This is a genomic window from Actinoalloteichus caeruleus DSM 43889 (assembly GCF_000429185.2).
GTDB classification, from domain to species: domain Bacteria; phylum Actinomycetota; class Actinomycetes; order Mycobacteriales; family Pseudonocardiaceae; genus Actinoalloteichus_B; species Actinoalloteichus_B caeruleus.
Genome location: NZ_AUBJ02000001.1, coordinates 3,308,981 through 3,328,741, shown reverse-complemented (window position 1 = coordinate 3,328,741; position 19,761 = coordinate 3,308,981). Strand labels below are relative to the sequence as shown.

Below are 19,761 nucleotides of genomic sequence, written 5' to 3'. Positions count from 1 at the left end.
ACGCGGTGTGCCTATCCTTGCCCCGGTATGGGAACGCCTCCAGTGACTTCGACGGCCGAGATCGCCGCCCGCCTCCCCGAGCTGACGCTCCGGGACGAGCAGCGGCTCGCGCGCCGGTTGGAAGGCTCGCGCAAGGCGCGTGGCGAACCCGCGCGGGAGCGCGCCCTGAGCCGGATCACGGCGGACCTGGCGGCCGCGGAGACGCGGGTCGCGCGCCGCAGGGCCGCCACTCCCGCGATCCGCTACCCGGACGCGCTGCCGGTCAGCCGGAAGAAGGACGACATCCTCGCCGCCGTCCGCGACCACCAGGTGGTCATCGTCGCGGGGGAGACCGGCTCCGGGAAGACGACGCAGCTCCCCAAGATCTGCCTCGAACTCGGACGTGGGGTTCGGGGTGCCATCGGGCACACCCAACCTCGTCGGCTCGCGGCCCGCACCGTCGCCGAGCGGGTGGCGGAGGAACTGGCCACGCCGCTGGGGGAGACGGTCGGCTTCAAGGTCCGCTTCACCGACCGCTCCACCGACGACACCCTGCTCAAGATCATGACCGACGGCATCCTGCTGGCGGAGATCCAGCAGGACCGCATGCTGTGGCAGTACGACACCATCATCATCGACGAGGCGCACGAACGCAGCCTGAACATCGACTTCCTGCTCGGCTACCTCAAGCAGCTGCTGCCCCGCCGACCCGATCTCAAGCTGATCATCACCTCGGCGACGATCGACCCCGAACGCTTCTCCCGCCACTTCGACGGCGCACCGATCATCGAGGTCTCCGGCCGCACCTACCCGGTGGAGGTGCGCTACCGCCCCCTCCTCGACGAGGACGACCCGGACCCCGACCGGGACCAGACCCAGGCGATCCGCGACGCCGTCGACGAGCTCAGCCAGGAGGGACCGGGTGACATCCTGGTCTTCCTCAGCGGTGAGCGGGAGATCCGGGACGCCGCCGACGCGCTCGAGAAGGCGAACCTCCGGAACACCGAGATCCTGCCGCTCTACGCCCGGCTGTCCGCGGCGGAGCAGCACCGGGTGTTCAGCCCGCACCCCGGCCGGCGGGTCGTCCTCGCCACCAACGTCGCCGAGACCTCGCTCACCGTGCCGGGCATCCGCTACGTGGTGGACACCGGGAACGCCCGCATCTCCCGGTACAGCCACCGGCTGAAGGTCCAACGCCTGCCGATCGAGCCGGTCTCCCAGGCCTCGGCCAACCAGCGCAAGGGCCGCTGCGGTCGGGTCGCCGAGGGGATCTGCGTCCGGCTGTACTCGGAGGAGGACTTCGACAACCGCCCCGAATTCACCGACCCCGAGATCCTCCGGACGAACCTGGCCTCGGTCATCCTCCAGATGACCGCGTTGGAGCTGGGGGACATCGCGGCCTTCCCCTTCGTCGAACCACCCGACGCCCGCAACATCCGGGACGGCGTCCAACTCCTGCACGAACTGGGAGCGCTGGAGGTGGACGAGGACGGTGGCCGCCGCCTCACCAGGCTGGGGCGGAAACTCGCCCAGCTCCCCGTCGACCCCCGGCTCGGCAGGATGGTGCTGGAGGCCGAGCGGAACGGTTGCGTGCAGGAGGTCCTGGTGATCGCCGCCGCGCTCTCCATCCAGGACCCGAGGGAACGCCCGGCCGAACGGCAACAGGCCGCCGCGGAGAAGCACGCCCGGTTCGCAGACCAGGAGTCCGACTTCCTCAGCTACCTGAACCTCTGGGACTACCTGCGGGAGCAGCAGCGGGAACTGACCTCGAACAGGTTCAGGAGGCTGTGCCGCAACGAGTTCCTGAACTACCTGCGGGTGCGCGAGTGGCAGGACGTGCACTCCCAGCTCCGGCAGATCGCCAAACAGCTCGACCTGCCGATGAGCACCGCGAGGGAGGAGCCGCAGCGCGTCCACCTCGCGCTGCTGGCCGGCCTGCTCTCGCACGTCGGGCTCAAGGAGGGGCCGAAGCAGGACTACCAGGGTGCCCGCAACGCCCGGTTCGCCGTCTTCCCCGGCTCGGCGTTGTTCAAGAAGCAGCCGAGGTGGGTGATGGCCGCCGAGCTCGTCGAGACCACCAGGCTGTGGGCGCGCGTCGTCGCCCGCATCGAACCCGAGTGGGTGGAACGCCTCGCGGGCCACCTCGTGAAACGCTTCCACAGCGAGCCGCACTGGGAGAAGCGGCGAGGAGCCGTGATGGCCCTCGAGCGGGTCACGCTCTACGGCATCCCGCTCGTCACCGGTCGCAAGGTCAACTACGGGCGGATCGATCCGGAGGTGAGCCGGGAACTGTTCATCCGCCACGCCCTGGTGGAGGGGGACTGGGAGACCCGGCACCGCTTCTTCCACGAGAACCGCCGGCTGCTGGCGGAGGTCGAGGAACTCGAGCACCGGGCGCGCCGCCGGGACATCGTCGTGGACGACGAGACGCTGTTCGAGTTCTACGACGCGAGGGTCGGGGCGGAGGTCGTCTCCGCACGGCACTTCGACACCTGGTGGAAGAAGACCAGGACCACCCAGCCCGACCTGCTGACCTTCGACCGGTCGATGCTGGTGAACGAGAACTCGGGGGGCGTCAGCCAGTCCGACTACCCGGACACGTGGCGGCAGCCGGGTCTGGAGATGCCGCTGTCCTACCACTTCGAGCCGGGTACCACCAGCGACGGCATCACCGTCGACGTCCCGCTGGCCGCCCTCAACCAGGTCACGCCGGAGCAGTTCACCTGGCAGGTGCCCGGCCTGCGGTCCGAGCTGGTCACCGCGCTGATCCGCACCCTGCCCAAGAACGTCCGGCGGAACTTCGTGCCCGTTCCGGACGTGGCCAGGACGGTGCTCTCCCGGATCAGCCCCGACTCGGAGCTGGCACTGCTGCCGGCGCTCGAACGGGAGCTCCACCGGCTGACCGGGGTCAGCGTTCCCCGCGACGCCTGGCGAACCGACCAGCTCCCCGACCACCTCAGGGTCACGTTCCGGGTGGTGGACGGCGACGGTGGGACCGTCGCGGAGGGCCGGGACCTCGGGGCGATCAAGGCGAGGTTGCGCGGCCGGGTGCGCGCCACCCTCTCCCACGCGGCCCGGTCACTGGAACGCACCGGGCTGACCAGCTGGAACGATCTGGGTGAACTGCCCACCGAGTACCGCCAGGACCAGGACGGGTTGACCGTCACCGCCTACCCCGCCCTCGTCGACGAGGGCGACACCGTCTCCGTCCGCATGTTCGAGACCCCAGGGGAGGCCCGGCGGGCCATGTGGCGCGGTTTCCGGCGCCTGGTCCTGCTCAACGTGCCCTCTCCCCTGCGGTCTCTCAAGAACAGCCTCAGCAACGCGCGGAAGCTCGCGCTGACCCGCAACCCGCACGGCGGCCTGCCGGCCCTGCTGGACGACTGCGTCGACTGCGCGGCCGACTCGATCCTGGTGGGAGCGGGGGCCCCGGGCAGGGACCCGGCCGCCTTCGACCGGCTGCGGGAGAAGCTCCGGAGCGAACTGCCCGCCCGGGTGCACACCGTCGTACGCCACGTGAGCGACACCCTCGCCGCGGCGACCTCCGTGGAGCGCGCGTTGGCCGCCTCCACCGCGCCCGCCCTCGCCGCTGGCCGGGAGGACGTCCGGCGGCAGCTGGCGGAACTCGTGTACCCGGGGTTCGTGACCGCGACGGGGGCGGCCCGGATCGCCCAACTCCCCCGGTACCTCCAGGCGATGGAACGCCGCCTGGAGAAGCTCCCGGAGAACCCCGCGAGGGACGCCCAGCTGACCGACCAGGTGGCGGCGGTACGCGAGGCCTACGACGACGCGCGTCAACGCCTGGCCGGGAGCGCGACCTCGGCCAGGGAACTGCGGAAGATCCGGTGGATGATCGAGGAACTTCGGGTCAGCTACTTCGCCCAGTCGCTCGGAACCGCCCACAGCGTGTCCGACGTGCGCGTCCTGCGGGCGATCGCGGATGTCGAGGACGCGCGGCGCTGACCGCCGCCGTCCGGACCCCCCGCGTCGTCGCTCCCCGTCCCCGGCCGACGGCCGGCCCGACCACGGGACGCCCTCCGGGGATACGCCCACTTCACCAGTGGTACCGCACCCTGGGAGCGCACGTGACGGACCTGGCTCGTGTTCGCCCTGGGACCGGGCGAACCCGGCCATCGCGGCCGTCACCGCACGGACCACCCGACCCCGGCCGGAGACGGTCGACGACGCCAACCGACGAAGAACGACAGTCCTCCCCGGCCCCGACGGCCTAAGCTGAGACCACCGTCGGCGCGTCGGACGTCGCCGGCTTCGGACCGACACGACCCCTACCGCTCGGGAAGCGATGAGTCAGCAGCTGCCGCCTTCCTCTCCTGGCCGAGACTCCGAGGGCACCGACCACGGTCGGAACGACGACCAGGCCGTCCGGCGGGACACCCCCGCGGGATCGGCCGCTCCGGTCAGCGCGCCGAGGGCGCCCCGGTCCGCCGAGGAGGCGGTGTTCGGCCGGCCCGACCATGTGACCGGCGCGTTCGACCGTCCCACCGGCTCGGCGGCCCCGCCGCCCATCCGGCTCCGGCCCCCCGAACACGCGGAGCTCGCGGCGGCGTTCGGACGTCCCACAGGTGGGGGAGAAGGTCCGCGGCGCCAGCCGGGTCCCTCCCGGCCGGTGACGCCCCCCGAGCCGACCATGTGGGCCGACGAACGGGACGCCTGGCGGGATCCGAGCGCGCCGGCCGTGCTGGGGCCGCCCGCTCTGGAGGCCGGGACCAGCGACGGTGACCCCGACGCCGAACCCCCGCGCGCGGCCGCGCGCTTGAGCGCCCGCGAGGTGCTCTTCGGGCAGCGGGTGAAGCCGACCGCGCTGGGCGCGTTGTTCGCGGCCGCCCTCCTCGTCGGGTTGGCCGGCGGTTTCCTCGGCCGGATCACCGCCGAGGGTGGCAGCGTGTTGAACCGTCCCGACGTGACGCTCGCCGAGGCCGACACCGCCGTGGAACGGGAGCCGGGTTCCCTCGCGGAGGTGGTCAGCCGGGTGCGGCCAGCCGTGGTCTCCGTCGACACCGGCGACGGTGCGGGTTCCGGCGTGGTCATCCACGAGGAGGGCTACGTGGTGACCAACGAACACGTGGTCGCCTCGGCCGCCGACGCCGACTCCCCCGACATCGACGTCGTCTTCTCCGACGGCAGCAGGGCGGAGGCCTCGCTGGTCGGCCGGGACCAGCGCACCGACCTCGCCGTGCTGAAGGTCGAGGTCGAGAACCTGACGGTGATCGAGCTGGGTGACAGCGACCAGCTCGCCGTGGGGGACACGGTCCTGGCCATCGGGAACCCGCTGAACCTCCCCAACACCGTGACCTCCGGCATCGTCAGCGCCCTGGACCGGCCGTCCCGGTTGCCAGCCGCGGAGACCTCGGTGATCAACGCCATCCAGACGGACGCGGCGATCAACCGGGGCAATTCGGGTGGGGCACTGGTCAACTCGTCCGGTGCCCTCGTCGGCATCAACACCGCGATCCGGGAGGCCACGCCGGGCGGCGGCTCCATCGGGATCGGGCTGGCCAACCCGGTCAACCAGGTGCGTCGGATCGCCGAGGACCTCATCCAGCACGGCCGGGTGGAACACCCGGACCTCGGGGTGAACCCGGTCACCAGGGTGTCGGGCAACCAGTACGGCGCCGAGGTGGCCAACGTGCGCGAGGGCGGGGCGGCGGAGCGGGCCGGTGTCCAGGAGGGCGACGTCATCACCAAGGTCGACGACCAGCCCGTGGGCGGCGCGGACGAACTGCTCCTCGCGGTCGGCCAGCGCCAGATCGGTGACGAGATCGAGCTGGAGATCGTGCGGGGCGACGGGGTCCTGGTGATCCCGGTCATCCTCGACTCGGACCAGAACCGCTGACCGGCCGGAACCGTCCCACCCGAGACCCTTTCGCATGACCGGGCAACCGTTAGGCTGTTCGCGGGTGCGGAGGAGGTGCCAGGGTGTTCGAGAACATTGGGTGGCCGGAGCTGTTCGTGCTGCTGCTCGTCGGTCTGTTCATCTTCGGCCCGGAACGGCTGCCCGCCGCTGCCGCCTGGTTGGGCAACACCATCCGCAAGGTCCGCGACTACGCGTCGGGAGCGCGTGAGCAGATCCGCTCGGAGATGGGCCCCGAGTTCGACGAACTGCGCAAACCGCTGGAGGACCTGCGTGGTCTCCGGAACCTGAACCCGAAGACGGCCATCACCGACCAGGCCAGGAAGCTGTTCGACGACGACCGGCCGCTGGCGGACGGCGCCCCGGAGAAGCCGAACGGCCATCCCACCGCCGGCTCGGGGCCCGCCCGCCCACCTGAGCCGTCCCTGCGGCCGGGGGAGCGCCCCCCATCGACCCCGACGCCACCTGAGCCCACGCCGGGGGAGGCCCGGAGGCGCGGGAGACCGGCCACGAACGCGATCGGGGCCGCCCGAGGGCGGCCCCGACCCAACTTCCCCCGATCGGCTCAGCCTGTGCTCCGCTCGGCTGGATTCGAACGGCGGACCGGCGTCACCGACAGCATCTGACCGGCGAGCCCGCGTGCGCGCACGGAGAGCCGCTTGGCGACGTCGAGCAGCACCTGGGCGGCGGGGGCGGTGGGCTCGGCGAGCACCAGCGGGGTGCCGGCGTCGCCGTTCTCCCGCAGGCGCTGGTCCAGCGGCACCTGACCCAGCAGCGGGACCTCGGCCCCCGCCGACCGGGAGAGCGAGTCCGCCACCAGCTGGCCCCCGCCACTGCCGAACAGCTCCATCCGCTGACCGTCCGGCAGTTCGAGCCACGACATGTTCTCGACCACACCCGCGATGCGCTGCCGCGTCTGCATGGCGATCGCCCCGGCCCGTTCGGCCACCTCGGCGGCGGCCTGCTGCGGCGTCGTCACGACCAGGATCTCGGCGTTGGGGATGAGCTGGGCGACCGAGATGGCGATGTCACCGGTGCCGGGGGGCAGGTCGAGCAGCAGGATGTCCAGGTCGCCCCAGAAGACGTCGGCCAGGAACTGCTGGAGGGCGCGGTGGAGCATGGGGCCACGCCACACCACGGGGGAGTTCCCGGGGGTGAACATGCCGATGGAGATGACCTTCACGCCGTGCGCCTGCGGCGGCATGATCATCGACTCGACCTTGGTGGGCTTGCCGGAGGCCCCCAGCATCCTCGGGACCGAGTGCCCGTAGATGTCGGCGTCGACGACGCCGACCGAGAGACCCCGCGCGGCCAACGCGGCGGCGAGGTTGACCGTCACGCTGGACTTCCCGACGCCTCCCTTGCCGGAGGCCACGCAGTACACCCTGGTGAGGGAGCCCGGTTCGGCGAAGGGGATCCTCGGTTCCGCCGAGTCACCGCGCAGCGTCCTGCGCAGTTCGGAACGCTGCTCGTCGCTCATCACGTCCAGTTCGACGCGCACGTCGGAGACGCCGGGCAGCGCCTCGACGGCTGCCTTGACGTCCCGGGTGATGCGGTCGCGCATGGGACATCCGGCGACCGTCAGGTAGATCCCGACATCCACCACTCCGCCCTCACCGACGGTGATGTCCTTGACCATCCCGATCTCGGTGATGGGCCGGTGGATCTCCGGGTCCTCGACCCGCGACAGCGCCTCGCGCACCGTCTCCGGCGAGAGTGCGGTGTCAGCCGGTTGGGCAGGAGTCACTTGCGAACACCGGGCCTTTCGTCGTTGATGAGGCTGCTGGACCTTGGTGCGGCCTCCATGCTACGGCGCGGGCACCCGCTGGTACCGGTCCCGCCCGCCGTTCCCCGGGTGGTCGTACCCGGGCGAACGCGGAGAGTCATCATTCCCGGGGGGCGCTGTGCGCACGGTCGCGCGCGTTCCGTAACATCGATCTCGTGTCGGATACCGTTCTCGGCCGATTACCCAACGGAGACGAGATCGCGGCTTGGCGCAGCTTCCTCCGGGCACACGCCCGCGTCACGCGGTGCCTGGAGGCCGACCTCATCGCCAAGCAGCGGCTCTCCCTGGCGGCCTACGACGTGCTCGTCCATCTCGCTGAGGCTCCCGAACAACGGCTCAGAATGACCGAACTGGCGGACGCGGTACTGCTGTCCAGGTCGGGTGTCACCCGACTCGTCGACAGGCTGGAGCGTGTCGGGCTGGTGCGCAGGGTCAGAGTCGACACGGACGGTCGCGGCGTGATGGCGGTACTCACGAAACAGGGCAAGGACCGCCTGCGCATGGCGGTCTCCACTCACCTGGCTGGTGTCAGCCAGTACTTCACCTCGGTGTTGCCAGGGGAGGAACTCGGGTCCCTGGCGGACACCTGCGCCAAGTTGGCCGACGGCCAGGTACCCAGGGCGGCCGGTCAGCGGGCTCAGGCCTGATTCGGGCGGCCCCGCCCGTCGAGGGCGGGGGGCGCCCTCATCCGGGGGCCTCCTCCGCCTCGCCCGGCTCCGGGACGAGGCGGTAGACCTCCGTCCAGGAGGGCGGCCGGTTGCGGCGGGCCGCCGTGAGCGCGGCGAGGGTGTCCTCGTCGGGTGTGACCAGCCGGGCACGCGTTCGCAACTCCAGCAGGTGCGAACGGGTGCTCGGCGACCGCACGGTCACCTGGCAGAGGGAGTCGTCGGCGAGGCCGGGCACCTGCTGTTCCCCCGGTCCGACCGCCACCCACAGCGCACCACCGCGCCACACGGTCCACACCAGCCTGGCCGGCCGGTTCCCGGGAGCCACCCACACCGCCCCGGCCTTGCGGAGGGCGAGGTCCAGCGTGCGGGTGGTGTCGGCGGTGCCAGCCATCCCCCCAGCATCCCAGGAGGGGGTGGACCGCGTGCGGGCGTGCCGGGCCCGCTGCCGTGCCGGCCCCGGATCCGAGGGGGAGCGAGAAGCCACCCGGGTCGGGTCAGGTCGGCCACGGCACGCGGGCGGCCGCTCCGCCTCGGTCGCCCGCAGGCGGTCCGGTCGTTCGTCGGCGCCCGCCACCCCTTCCACGACGTCCCGGTGAGCCCACTCGCCCGGCGCGGCACCGTGGAGTGGCCGCCCGGGTCCGCCCTGGCTCCCACCAGCAGCGTTCGAGGAACTCGACGGCGCGGGACCCGGCACCGCGACCGCGGCTGGCGGGCCTCGGCCTCCCCTCGGGCCGCGTCGATCCGAGCCGGACCGAGCGGTCCAGGGCCCCCGCCGGCCGGAGGTGGTCGCGGCCTCCGCTCCACGGTTCGAGCCGCTGGTCCTCGGGCCAGCGGACCTCACCGCGTCGGTGGGCACGCGTGCGCCGACGTCGGGGCGAGGGCTGGCGACCACGAGGACGTCGGTGTCTCCCGCCCGGTGCCGGCGCGGCTGCTGGTGGTGACGGTTCGGCGGGTACGGGCGGTCGGCGGTCCCCGCCTCCGCCTTCGCGAACAGGACGGACTCCGGCGGTCGCGCCCTTCGGGCCGGGTTCGACCTCGACGGCGGGTGGGACCCGCGCCCGGACCAGCGCGACGAGATCACTCCTTGTCCTTGCCAGGGGCAGCGGACGAGCACCACCGGCCTGGCCTCCGCGTGGCACACCGTCTCGGGGGTGGCGGCTCGGGCGCGCCATCGCCTGGCGCGGAGACGATCGACGAGGTGGCCCCGGGGCGGGCGTTGGTCGCGGCGGCCAGGGGGCCGCTGGTCACCCGGCGCGGGCGGCGCGGGACGCCACCCACCCACCCACCCACCGACCGACGTGCCCGGTCCGAGCTCCCCGGTTGGCTGTTCCCGGCCGCCTCGACTCGCCGTCGCCGGAACTTCGGGATGAGATGCGGAATGAGATCAGGGACCGGGAACGTTCGCACGGAGGACGGAAGGAGACGATCATGAGCCCACGACTCGGCCGTATCGGCATCTGGCGGCCCGCCCCGTTCCTGACCGGTGCGGTGGGGGCGGAGACCGCCGCGGAACTGGAGGAGCTCGGATACGGGACGCTCTGGGTGGGTGGTTCGCCCTCCGCCGACCTCGACGTCGTCGAGCACCTGCTCGCGGCGACGACGCGCTTGGTGGTGGCCACCGGCATCGTCAACATCTGGGACTCCCCGGCCGACACCGTCGCGGAGTCCTTCCACCGGATCGAGGCGCGGTACCCGAACCGGTTCCTGCTGGGGATCGGGGCCGGGCACCGCGAGGCGGTCGGCGCCGGGTACGTCCGCCCGTACACCCGGCTGGTGGAGTACCTCGACGAGCTGGACAGCGCCGCCCGCCCCGTTCCGCTGGACCGCCGCGTGCTGGCGGCGCTCGGTCCCCGCGCCCTGCGGCTGGCGGGTGAACGCACCGCCGGGGCACACCCCTACCTGACCACTCCCGAGCACACCAGGCGGGCGCGGGAGGTCCTGGGCGCCGGCGTCCTGCTGGCCCCGGAGCACAAGGTGGTGCTGGAGAGCGATCCGGCGACCGCCCGGGCCGTCGGTCGTCCCCCGGTCGCGAACCCCTACCTCAGGCTCGTGAACTACACGAACAACCTGTTGCGACTGGGGTACACCGAGCAGGACATCGCCGACGACGGCAGCGACGCCCTGATCGACGACCTGGTGGCCTGGGGGACCGACGAGTCGGTCGCGGCGAAGGTGACGGCCCACCTCGACGCCGGTGCCGACCACGTGTCGGTGCAGGTGCTGACGGCGGACGGAGCGGATCCGAGGCCGGCCTACCGGCGCCTCGCGACCGTGCTCCCGCTGTGAGGGTACGAGCGCGGTGACGGGGCGGGGTGGGTCGAGACCGGGACGGCCGCGCCTCCGTGGAACGAGACAGGGATCATGGTCGCCACGAACGATTCGCAGGAACTGCCAGTCGCCCTGATCGTTGGCAGGATGGAAGTTCCCGTTCACGGAGGTGAGAACCGGTGACCAGTCCCTTCGGCAGCTCGGGCAGAGACGCGCGCAGCGCGCCGAGACTGCCCACTCCGCCCACCGGGTGGCCGATCGGCTCGTACGGCACGTACGAGGAGGCGCAGCGCGCGGTCGACTACCTGGCCGAGAGCGACTTCCCGGTGCAGGAGGTGACGATCGTCGGTGTCGACCTGATGCTCGTGGAGCGGGTGACCGGCAAGCTCTCCTGGGGCAAGGTACTCGCGGGCGGGGCCGCCTCGGGCGCGTGGTTCGGCCTGTTCGTCGGAATCCTGCTCAGCCTGTTCAGCGGAACGGAGGGCGTCTTCATCGGGCCGGTGCTCGTCGGTCTCGGGACCGGCGTGCTCTTCGGGCTCCTCTTCGCGGCGGTCACCTACGGCTCGGCGCGGGGGCGGCGGGACTTCGTCTCCGCGAGCCAACTGGTCGCCGGGCGGTACGACGTCCTGTGCCATCCGCGCAACGCCGAACAGGGTAGGGATCTGCTCGCGAAGTTGGCGATGCGGCCACCGTCCGCGTCCTGAGGCTTCCACGAACGGGAATGACCCTAGTGGGGGTTGATTCCGGATTTGTCCGGTTAGGAGTCACCGACTGTGAGAACCTGGCCGAGTAACGGGCTGCTTGGAGACCCATTTTTATAACAGATCTCGCATCTTGCGCAGTACCTGTTGCGGAAGGTGATCAACGGCCTTAGGTTCGATGCGCCGTTCCCGGGGTGTGACGAGACGCACCCCGAGGCGGCCGGTCACCGCCAGGGCGGCGACCGGCGATCAGTGCGGGCACGACGTGGTGCCGGCTGTGGTCACCCGGGCGGTGTCGACGCGGTGCCGGGGTGTCGCCTCAGCCGTCGCCGGGAGGAGGCAGCGATGGGGCGCCCCGCGATGCGTGCGCGGCCGGGGCGGGCCGCGGCGGCTATGGGGGTCGCGTTGCTCGCGATACCGCTGGCGGCCTGCGGCGCCGACCAGCAGGGGATCACCGTCAACCTCTACTACGCGCCCGAGGACGGCCTGGAGACGGTTGTGGAGAACTGCAACCAGCGGGCCGCCGGGCGGTACCAGATCGTCTACAACAAACTGCCCCGAGGCGCCGACGACCAGCGGCTCCAGATGGTCCGGCGGCTGGCGGCCGAGGACCGTGACATGGACGTCCTCGGACTCGACCTCATGTGGACCCAGGAGTTCGCCGGTGCCGAGTGGATCCAGGAGTGGACCGGCGAGCACCGGGCCGAGGCGGAGGAAGGCACGCTGGAGGGGCCGCTCGAGTCCGCCAGGTACGAGGACCGGCTCTACGCGGCTCCGAAGAACACCAACGTCCAACTGCTCTGGTACCGGACCGACCTGGTCGACGAGCCGCCGGAGACCTGGGACGACATGATGGAGGCGGCCCAGGAGCTCAAGGACGCCGGGGACCCGCACACCATCCTCATCACGGGAGCGCAGTACGAGGGCCTGGTCGTCCACTACAACTCCATCACCGCGTCGGCCGGCGGGCACATGCTCTCCGAGGACGGCCTGCGCGCGGAGTTCGACGAGGGTGCCGTCCGCGCCCTCCAGGTGCTGCGCGACTTCGCCACCTCCGGTCTCGCGCACCCGGGCCTGACCAACGCGATGGAGGACGACGCCCGCCTGGCCTTCCAGACCGGCAACGCCGCCTTCCAGATCAACTGGCCCTTCGTCTACGCCGCCATGCAGGCGGAGACACCGGAGCTCGCCCAGAACGTCGGGTGGGCCCCCTACCCGGGGGTGGAGCCTGGCAGCCCCAGCCGGTCCACCATCGGCGGGTACAACCTGGCCGTCAGCACCTACTCCGAACACCCTGACGAGGCGTTCGACGCCGCGCTCTGCCTGCGCAACGCGGAGAACCAGAAGTTCTCGGCGATCAACAGCGGCGTGCCCCCCACGATCGAGAGCGTCTACGACGAGCCCGAGATGCTCGAGGCCTACCCGATGAAGGACGCGATCCTCGAGAGCGTCCAGAACGCGGCGAACCGGCCCTCGACCCCGGCCTACCAGAACGTCTCGACGGTGCTGTCGCACACGTTGTCCCCGCCCTCGGCGATCGATCCGGAACGAACCGCGGAGGAGCTGCGGGTGTCCGTGCAGAAGGCGCTGGAGTCGAAGGGGGTGCTGCCATGAGCGGGGAACGCCTCTCCGAGGACCAGGCGGCCCCCGGCTCCCCGGCGGACGGGACCGCCGAGCCGGGCCCGAGCCCGGCGGGCGGGTCGGGACGCGGTGGGCGGACCGGTGGCACCCGGTCGGGGCGCCGGACGCTCACCGAGGGACAGCGGTCGGAGCGCCGCCTGGCCCTGCTGCTGTGCGCTCCCGCCGCGCTCGTCATGATCGCGGTCACCGGCTGGCCGATCATCTACTCCGTCTGGCTGTCGCTCCAGCGCTACGACCTCCGGTTCCCGGCTGACCAGGAGTTCGTGGGCCTCGCCAACTACGTCGAGGTGCTCACCAGCAGCTACTGGTGGACTTCGTTCGGGGTGACCCTGCTGATCACCGTCGTCTCGGTCGCGATCGAGCTGGTGCTGGGCATGGCGCTCGCGCTGATCATGCACCGGACGATCGTGGGTCGAGGACTGGTGCGGACCTCGGCGCTGGTGCCCTACGGGATCGTCACCGTCGTCGCCGCCTTCTCCTGGCGGTACGCCTGGACCCCCGACACCGGGTACCTCGCCAACCTGTTCGCCCCCGGCTCCGCTCCGCTCACCGACCAGGCCAGCGCCCTGGCGATCATCACGCTGGCCGAGGTCTGGAAGACGACGCCCTTCATGGCCCTGCTGCTGATGGCCGGCCTGGCGCTCGTACCGGACGACCTGCTCAAGGCCGCGTCCATGGACGGGGCCGGCCCGTGGCAGCGGTTCATCAAGGTCATGGTCCCGGTGATGAAGCCGGCGATCCTGGTGGCCCTGCTGTTCCGGACGCTCGACGCGTTCCGCATCTTCGACAACATCTACGTGCTGACCTCGGGAGCACAGGACACCTCCTCGGTGTCGATCCTCGCGAACACGAACCTGATCCAGGCGCTCAACCTGGGGATCGGCTCCACCATGTCGGTGTTGATCTTCCTGTCGGTGGCCCTGATCGCGTTCGTCTTCGTGAAGCTCTTCGGCACCGCCGCACCGGGCAGTGACACCGAGGGGAGGCGCTGATGGCCGCGTTCGGAGGCACCGACACCCGGGCACGCAAGCTCAGGTGGAGCCTGCTGAACACCCTGGTGGTGGTCTACGCCCTCGTTCCGGTGCTGTGGATCATGTCGTTGTCGTTCAAGACACCCGCCACCCTCAACGACGGGAACTTCATCCCGAGGGAGTGGACGCTCGAGAACTACCGGTCGATCCTGTCGACCACCGAGTTCCTGCGGGCGTTGCTGAACTCGATCGGCATCGCCCTGATCGCGACCGCGATCGCCGTCGTCCTCGGCACGATGGCGGCCTACGCGATCGCCCGCCTCCAGTTCCCTGGGAAGCGGCTGCTCGTCGGGGTGTCCCTGCTCATCGCGATGTTCCCCCAGATCTCGCTGGTCTCGCCCCTGTTCGAGATCGAGCGGACCCTCGGCCTGTTCGACACCTGGCCGGGGCTGATCCTGCCCTACATCACCTTCTCGCTGCCGCTGGCGATCTACACGCTGTCGGCCTTCTTCCGGGAGATCCCCTGGGAGCTGGAGAAGGCGGCGAAGATGGACGGCGCCACGCCCGGCCAGGCCTTCCTGAAGGTCATCGCTCCGCTGGCCGCGCCCGGCGTCTTCACCACCGCGATCCTGGTGTTCATCTTCTGCTGGAACGACTTCCTGTTCGCGCTCACCCTGACCTCGACCGAGCGGTCACGCACCGTCCCGGTGGCGCTGTCGTTCTTCACCGGTGACTCGCAGTTCCAGGACCCGACCGGGTCCATCTCCGCGGCGGCCGTGGTCATCACGGTGCCGATCATCGTGGCCGTGTTGTTCTTCCAGCGCCGCATCGTCGCGGGCCTGACCTCCGGCGCTGTCAAGGGATGAGGTGACAATGTCAGACATCGTCTTGGACCGGGTGACCAAGCGCTACCCGGACGGCGCCCTCGCCGTCCAGGAGGTCAACATCGAGATCGCCGACGGCGAGTTCATCATCCTGGTGGGCCCGTCGGGCTGTGGGAAGTCCACCACGCTGAACATGATCGCCGGCCTGGAGGACATCACCTCCGGTGAGCTGCGCATCGACGGGACGGTGGTCAACGACCGGGCTCCCAAGGACCGCGACATCGCCATGGTGTTCCAGTCCTACGCGCTCTACCCGCACCTCAGCGTCCGGGAGAACATGGCCTTCCCCCTCCGGCTGGCCAAGCTGGACACCGCCACGATCGACCGCAAGGTGAACGAGGCCGCGAGGATCCTCGACCTCACCCAGCACCTGGACCGGCGGCCGTCGAACCTCTCCGGTGGTCAGCGGCAGCGGGTCGCGATGGGGCGGGCGATCGTGCGGAACCCGAAGGCCTTCCTCATGGACGAGCCGCTGTCGAACCTCGACGCCAAGCTGCGGGTCCAGATGCGCACCTCGGTGTCGCGGCTCCAGAAGCAGCTCGGCACCACCACGGTGTACGTCACCCACGACCAGACCGAGGCGATGACCCTCGGTGACCGGGTCGTGGTCATGCGCGGGGGAGTGGTCCAGCAGATCGGCGCTCCCCAGCACCTCTACGAGCACCCCGCGAACCTGTTCGTGGCCGGGTTCATCGGCTCGCCCGCGATGAACTTCGTCCCCGCCGCCGTCGCGGACGGCGGGCTCGCCACCGCGCTCGGCGAGATCCGGCTCACCGACCGGCTGCGGCGTGCGATGGAGCGGGCGGACGCGCCCCGCGAGGTCATCCTCGGCATCCGGCCCGAGCACTTCGAGGACGCCAGCCTGGTCGACGACCGGATGCGCGCCGAGGGAGACGTCTTCACCGGCCTGGTCGACGTGGTGGAGTCGATGGGGTCGGACAAGTACGTCTACTACGCGCTCGACGAGAAGGCCCGCTCCGCCGAACTGGAGGAACTCGCCGCCGACTCGGGCAGCTCGGACGTCCCCGCCAGTGAGGGCCAGCTGGTGACCCGGCTCTCGGCGGTCTCGCCGGTGCGCGAGGGCGACCACCACGAGGTGTGGTTCGACCTGGGCAAGGTCCAGCTCTTCGACCCCTCCACGGGCAGGAACCTGACCCTGGAGGCATGACGCACCCCGCCGGTCCCCGGCGCCGACCCCCTGGTCAGCGCCGGGGACCGCGTCGTACCGCTTCGATGATCTCGTCGTCCCAGCGGTGCGTCCGCATCAGCCGGTACCGCTCGCAACCCACGCGGAGGTACGCCTCCGCCTCGGTGCGGTCCGCGATCAACTCGGCCGAGCGGAGCAGCCGCACCACCGGGCGGAACTCCTCGTGGTACCAGCGCCGGGCGATCGTGGTGCGGTCCAGGAACGTGCCCTCGTCCTGCATGAGCCGGAAGCCCCAGGCCTCCACGGTCTCGCTGAGCTCCGTGTACTCCCAGGCGTCCGTCAGCACGACCGCCGCGCGCGCCTCCCCTGGCAGGGGGACCCGTTCCAGGAACAGCCGGCGGTCCGCCTTGACCATCAGGTCGCCCCGGAAACGGATCCCCGCCGCGTCGATCTTGGTGATGATCTCCGTGACGTAGGCGTCGATCGTGTCGTTGTGGTGCGCGATCGCCACCGAGACCCGGTGGTGGCCGTCCTGGACGAAGTGCAGGTCCCCGATCCGGTAGACGGCGATGGGCGGGACGGCCTCACCCCGCCGTTGCGCCCGCGCCAGCCGCTCCCACCGCTCCCGCACCCTGGTCGAGGTCGGGCGGAACCGGCGGTCGAAGTCCCTGGTCCGGTCCACGCTGCCGACCACGGTGTCCAAGCGGATGACGCGCAACCCCAGCCTCCGCTCGCCCACCTGGCCGAGGGCTTCGACGACCTCGGTGAACGGCAGCATGATGTTGACGTCGTCCGGCTCTCGTCGCAGCCAGGCCGAGAGCCGGGCCAGCACCTGTTGGCGCCGGGAGCGGAGGAAGTCGTTCTCGGCGTCCGCGTGGGGGAAGCCGGTGTCACGGCGCACGTTCCACCTCCGGGGTGGCTATGGAACGGGAATCTCGACTACACGGTGATAAGCGGCGTTGACCAGCAGAGTGTTACCCAGATGGCCCTCGCGCGCGCGGGGTCCGTACTCCGGATGGATATGGCCGTGGACCAGCAGCGGCGGCCGGAGGCGGCGCACCACGTCATGCAGGCAGCGGAAGCCGCGGTGGGGCGGGTCGTCGAGGTCGCCGCACCCGAACGGGGGCGCGTGCGTCAGCAGCACGTCCACCCCCCTGCCGTCCCGCCAGCGCCGCGCCGCCGCCCGGCGGCACACCCGCCGTCCCCGCCGGGCCTGCTCGCGTTCGGTCCACTGGTTCGCGCCCTCGCGGTAGCGGAGGCAGCCGCCGAGGCCCGCGATCCGGAGGCCCGCGACGTCGACCACCCGGCCGTCGGCGTTGACCGCTCCGGCGGGGCCGGGCCAGGAGACCGGCATGCCCCCTCTGGTCCACATCCCCCGCACCTTCGTGTAACCGCCGAGGTCCTGGTCGTGGTTGCCGGGGACGAAGACGCAGGGCACGCCGAGCTCGGTGCTCAGGTACTCGAGGTAGTCGAAGGGCAGGTCACCGGCGCCGAGGACCAGCGCGACGTCGTAGGCCCGGACCTGCTCGGTCCACAGCTTCTCCACGACCCCGTCGGCGACCGCCAGCACCCGCACCACCCCGCGAGCATAGGGGGGTGGCCGGGTGCCAGCAGCGACGACGGCCGCGCCTCGCGGCCCGGGCCGACGACCCCTCACCGCCGTCCCGGTGGGCTCAGGGACGAGTGCCCACCCACGACCGGTCGACGTCCGGGTGCACGACGAGGCTGTCGGCGACGTCGACCAGGTCGTCCATCGTCACCGAGCTCCCCTCGGTGGGCCGGCCGTCCCGCACGACCAGCCACCGCCCGTCGGCGGTCGGGACGACCAGCGACGCCGGTCGGCCACCGGAGGACCACGGGTGGTGCGGGGCGTAGAAGAACGCCGTCCCACCGAGGACGGGGGTCTCCACCGGGGGCGGCGCGCCGTCGGGCATCCAGGGCTGGTCCACCTCGGGGCGGTCCGGGAGGTACTCGACCTCCAGCTCCGCCTGGTAGTCCTCCTCGCCGGGCACGCCGGTGGACAGCAGGGCCGACCATGCCCGTTCGTCCCCGGGCTCGGCCCCCAGGGAGACCGAGCGCGCCGGGTTCGGTCCGTCGAGTTCCAGCGGCATCGGGAACTCGACGTGGACGTCGGCCCGGACCGACCGGGCGACGTCCGTCGCCACCCTGAAGGAATCCTCGATCGACGAGGCGGTGACCACGACGAGCACGTCCGGCGCGGGGAACCACGAGAGGCGACTGCGGTACCCCCGCTGGTCCTCGTTGACGTGAGCGGTGGTCGTGTCGTCCAGCTGGACCTCGGGCAGGTCGTCCAGGTTGTGGTTCGTCTGGGGGTTCTCGTACTTGAGCACCCACACGGTGACCGTCGGCGCCGTCACCGCCGCCTCCTCGACCGGCCCGCTGGTCCACGACCGGGTGTGGCTCCACTCGGTGGGCCCCTCGCCCTCCACCGGCTCGGGAGGGGGGGTGCTCTCGAAGGTCCGCCGGTACTCCAGGAACCCCTCCGGCACCCAGGTGGGTCCGTAACCGAGGGAGGCGGTCTCTCCCAAGAACTCCGTGTCGGGCGGTTCCTCGCTGGGAGGCGTGTCCGGCGCCGCGACCACCCCTGGTCCCCGTTCCCCGTCCGCCAGGGCGAGCACCGCGACCGGTACCGCGATGGTCGTGACGGTCGCGGCGGCGACGAGGAGCGTGCCGCGCCGCCGGCGCCGGCGGCGCTCCCCGGCCCGTTCGAGGCCGGCCAGTACCTCGGCCGGTTCCGGACCGGCGTCGGCCTGGCGCAGCAGCGCCTCCCTGATCAACCGTTCGTGGTCGGAGCTCATCACGCCTCCTTCAGGAGTGCTGGCCGGGTTCCGGGTGCTGGTGCCTCGGAGCGGAGGCCGTTCAGGGCGCGGGAGACGTGGCTGCGCACGGTGCCCACGCCGCAGCGCAGCAGCCGGGCGATCTCCCGGTCGGGCAGCTGCTCGTAGTAGCGCAGGACCAGGGCGGCGCGTTGCTTCCTCGGGAGCCGGGCGATGCGGCGGAGCATGGCGTCGCGCTCGTCGTACCGGGCGTGGGCGTCGTCGTGCTCGCGACTGGCCCGTTCGCGCAGGGTCCCGATCGCGTCGGGCGGCGTGACCACCTCCCCCGAGGCTCGTCTCCGCCGCCAGGACAGGAACTCGTTGGTGATCATCTTCCGCACGTAGCTCTCCGGTGCCTCGAGCCGTCCGATGCGTCTCCATCGGGACTGGGCTCGGAGCAGCACTTCCTGGACCACGTCCTCGGCCAGGTGCGCGTCGGAGGTGAGGACCGTCGCGTACCTCAGCAGACGTGGTAGTCGGAGGGCGACGAACTCGTCGAACGTCAAGGTGCGCCCCTTCGTGGTTGGCTACCCCTGGAACGCGCTCGCCGAGGTGTTCCGTCGCACCGGATGTCGTTTCCCGGTCACCTCGGGAGCGGCGGTCCTTCGCGGGTCCCCGGCACACGCCGGGCGCCCCGACATCCGGTGGTGCCGGTGCGGAACGCGTGGCCGATCGTTCCGTACCCGTTTCTCGAATCTGATGGCCTCACGTGAATCCCACACCGCCCGCTGTTCGGGCGAGCGCATTCATCCCTGCCGGCGAACAGTGGGGAAACGGTGCCGCGGGGTCACTGCGGAGCGCGAGTGGAGCTGTACACGGGAGAAAGATCATGACACGATCGCGGGAGTCCCACTCGGCGGTGCGGGATACCGGGATCGGATGGGTCCCCACCGAGGGAAACGGGGGCCGTCGCGGCGGTCCCCGCTCGGGTGGCCCGATTCCTCGTCCGCGAGGATCCGAGGGAGGGCTCCGTGGAAAGGAGGGACGTGACGTTCGACCGTCGCGCG

General features: G+C 71.3%; 15 protein-coding genes and 1 pseudogene. 10 read left to right on the top strand and 6 right to left on the bottom strand.

Annotation, left to right across the window (positions count from 1 at the left end; genetic code table 11):
- The first annotated feature begins 27 nt into the window (after positions 1 to 27).
- The 3 genes and pseudogenes from hrpA to tatB all read left to right on the top strand — a co-directional run bounded on the left by hrpA (position 28) and on the right by tatB (position 6,320).
- Positions 28 to 3,942, top strand: coding sequence for an ATP-dependent RNA helicase HrpA (gene hrpA / locus G443_RS12755; protein ID WP_026417290.1), 3,915 nt, complete (start codon positions 28 to 30; stop codon positions 3,940 to 3,942).
- A 664-nt stretch (positions 3,943 to 4,606) separates the two neighbouring features.
- The gene (locus tag G443_RS12750; RefSeq protein WP_211237451.1) at positions 4,607 to 5,833 is read left to right on the top strand and encodes a S1C family serine protease; all 1,227 of its coding nucleotides are present in this window, start codon (positions 4,607 to 4,609) and stop codon (positions 5,831 to 5,833) included.
- 83 nt (positions 5,834 to 5,916) lie between these two features.
- Positions 5,917 to 6,320: pseudogene (gene tatB / locus G443_RS12745) on the top strand (Sec-independent protein translocase protein TatB).
- Between the two features lie 96 nt (positions 6,321 to 6,416).
- On the opposite strand, the gene G443_RS12740 reads toward tatB, so the two are convergent.
- Positions 6,417 to 7,598, bottom strand: a complete 1,182-nt coding sequence (locus G443_RS12740) for an Mrp/NBP35 family ATP-binding protein (RefSeq protein WP_051313292.1) — start codon at positions 7,596 to 7,598, stop codon at positions 6,417 to 6,419.
- Positions 7,599 to 7,792: 194 nt separating this feature from the next.
- Between G443_RS12740 and G443_RS12735 the strand changes: the two genes are divergently transcribed.
- Positions 7,793 to 8,284 (top strand): MarR family winged helix-turn-helix transcriptional regulator, encoded by a 492-nt coding sequence (locus tag G443_RS12735; protein WP_026417287.1) that lies wholly within the window; start codon positions 7,793 to 7,795, stop codon positions 8,282 to 8,284.
- 37 nt (positions 8,285 to 8,321) lie between these two features.
- Here G443_RS12735 and G443_RS12730 read toward each other — a convergent pair whose 3' ends face one another.
- A complete protein-coding gene (locus G443_RS12730) occupies positions 8,322 to 8,696 on the bottom strand; it encodes a hypothetical protein (protein ID WP_051313290.1) in 375 nt (124 codons plus the stop codon).
- Positions 8,697 to 9,733: 1,037 nt separating this feature from the next.
- On the opposite strand from G443_RS12730, the gene G443_RS12725 reads away from it, so the two are divergent.
- The 6 genes from G443_RS12725 (at position 9,734) to G443_RS12700 (ending at position 15,938) form a co-directional block, all read left to right on the top strand.
- The gene (locus G443_RS12725) at positions 9,734 to 10,591 is read left to right on the top strand and encodes an LLM class F420-dependent oxidoreductase (protein ID WP_026417286.1); all 858 of its coding nucleotides are present in this window, start codon (positions 9,734 to 9,736) and stop codon (positions 10,589 to 10,591) included.
- Positions 10,592 to 10,752: 161 nt separating this feature from the next.
- Complete coding sequence (locus G443_RS12720; protein ID WP_026065638.1) at positions 10,753 to 11,277, top strand: YflT domain-containing protein; 525 nt, start codon at positions 10,753 to 10,755, stop codon at positions 11,275 to 11,277.
- 342 nt (positions 11,278 to 11,619) lie between these two features.
- Entirely contained in the window at positions 11,620 to 12,888 is a 1,269-nt protein-coding gene (locus G443_RS12715) for an ABC transporter substrate-binding protein (RefSeq protein ID WP_026417285.1), read from the top strand.
- A complete protein-coding gene (locus tag G443_RS12710) occupies positions 12,885 to 13,907 on the top strand; it encodes a carbohydrate ABC transporter permease (protein WP_026417284.1) in 1,023 nt (340 codons plus the stop codon). Before G443_RS12715 ends, G443_RS12710 begins: the two co-directional genes overlap by 4 nt.
- Positions 13,907 to 14,752: a carbohydrate ABC transporter permease gene (locus tag G443_RS12705; protein WP_026417283.1), complete on the top strand. Its 846-nt coding sequence runs from the start codon at positions 13,907 to 13,909 to the stop codon at positions 14,750 to 14,752. Before G443_RS12710 ends, G443_RS12705 begins: the two co-directional genes overlap by 1 nt.
- Positions 14,753 to 14,759: 7 nt before the next feature.
- A complete protein-coding gene (locus G443_RS12700) occupies positions 14,760 to 15,938 on the top strand; it encodes an ABC transporter ATP-binding protein (RefSeq protein ID WP_026417282.1) in 1,179 nt (392 codons plus the stop codon).
- A gap of 34 nt (positions 15,939 to 15,972) precedes the next feature.
- Here G443_RS12700 and G443_RS12695 read toward each other — a convergent pair whose 3' ends face one another.
- From G443_RS12695 to G443_RS12680, 4 genes are all read right to left on the bottom strand, one after another.
- The gene (locus tag G443_RS12695) at positions 15,973 to 16,818 is read right to left on the bottom strand and encodes a hypothetical protein (protein WP_026417281.1); all 846 of its coding nucleotides are present in this window, start codon (positions 16,816 to 16,818) and stop codon (positions 15,973 to 15,975) included.
- Between the two features lie 18 nt (positions 16,819 to 16,836).
- Positions 16,837 to 17,496 carry a metallophosphoesterase family protein gene (locus tag G443_RS12690; protein WP_026417280.1) on the bottom strand — a complete coding sequence of 220 codons (660 nt, stop codon included), beginning with the start codon at positions 17,494 to 17,496 and terminating at the stop codon, positions 16,837 to 16,839.
- Between the two features lie 94 nt (positions 17,497 to 17,590).
- Positions 17,591 to 18,736, bottom strand: a complete 1,146-nt coding sequence (locus tag G443_RS12685) for a hypothetical protein (RefSeq protein ID WP_026417279.1) — start codon at positions 18,734 to 18,736, stop codon at positions 17,591 to 17,593.
- A complete protein-coding gene (locus G443_RS12680; protein WP_026417278.1) occupies positions 18,736 to 19,260 on the bottom strand; it encodes a SigE family RNA polymerase sigma factor in 525 nt (174 codons plus the stop codon). Before G443_RS12680 ends, G443_RS12685 begins: the two co-directional genes overlap by 1 nt.
- Positions 19,261 to 19,761: the final 501 nt, after the last annotated feature.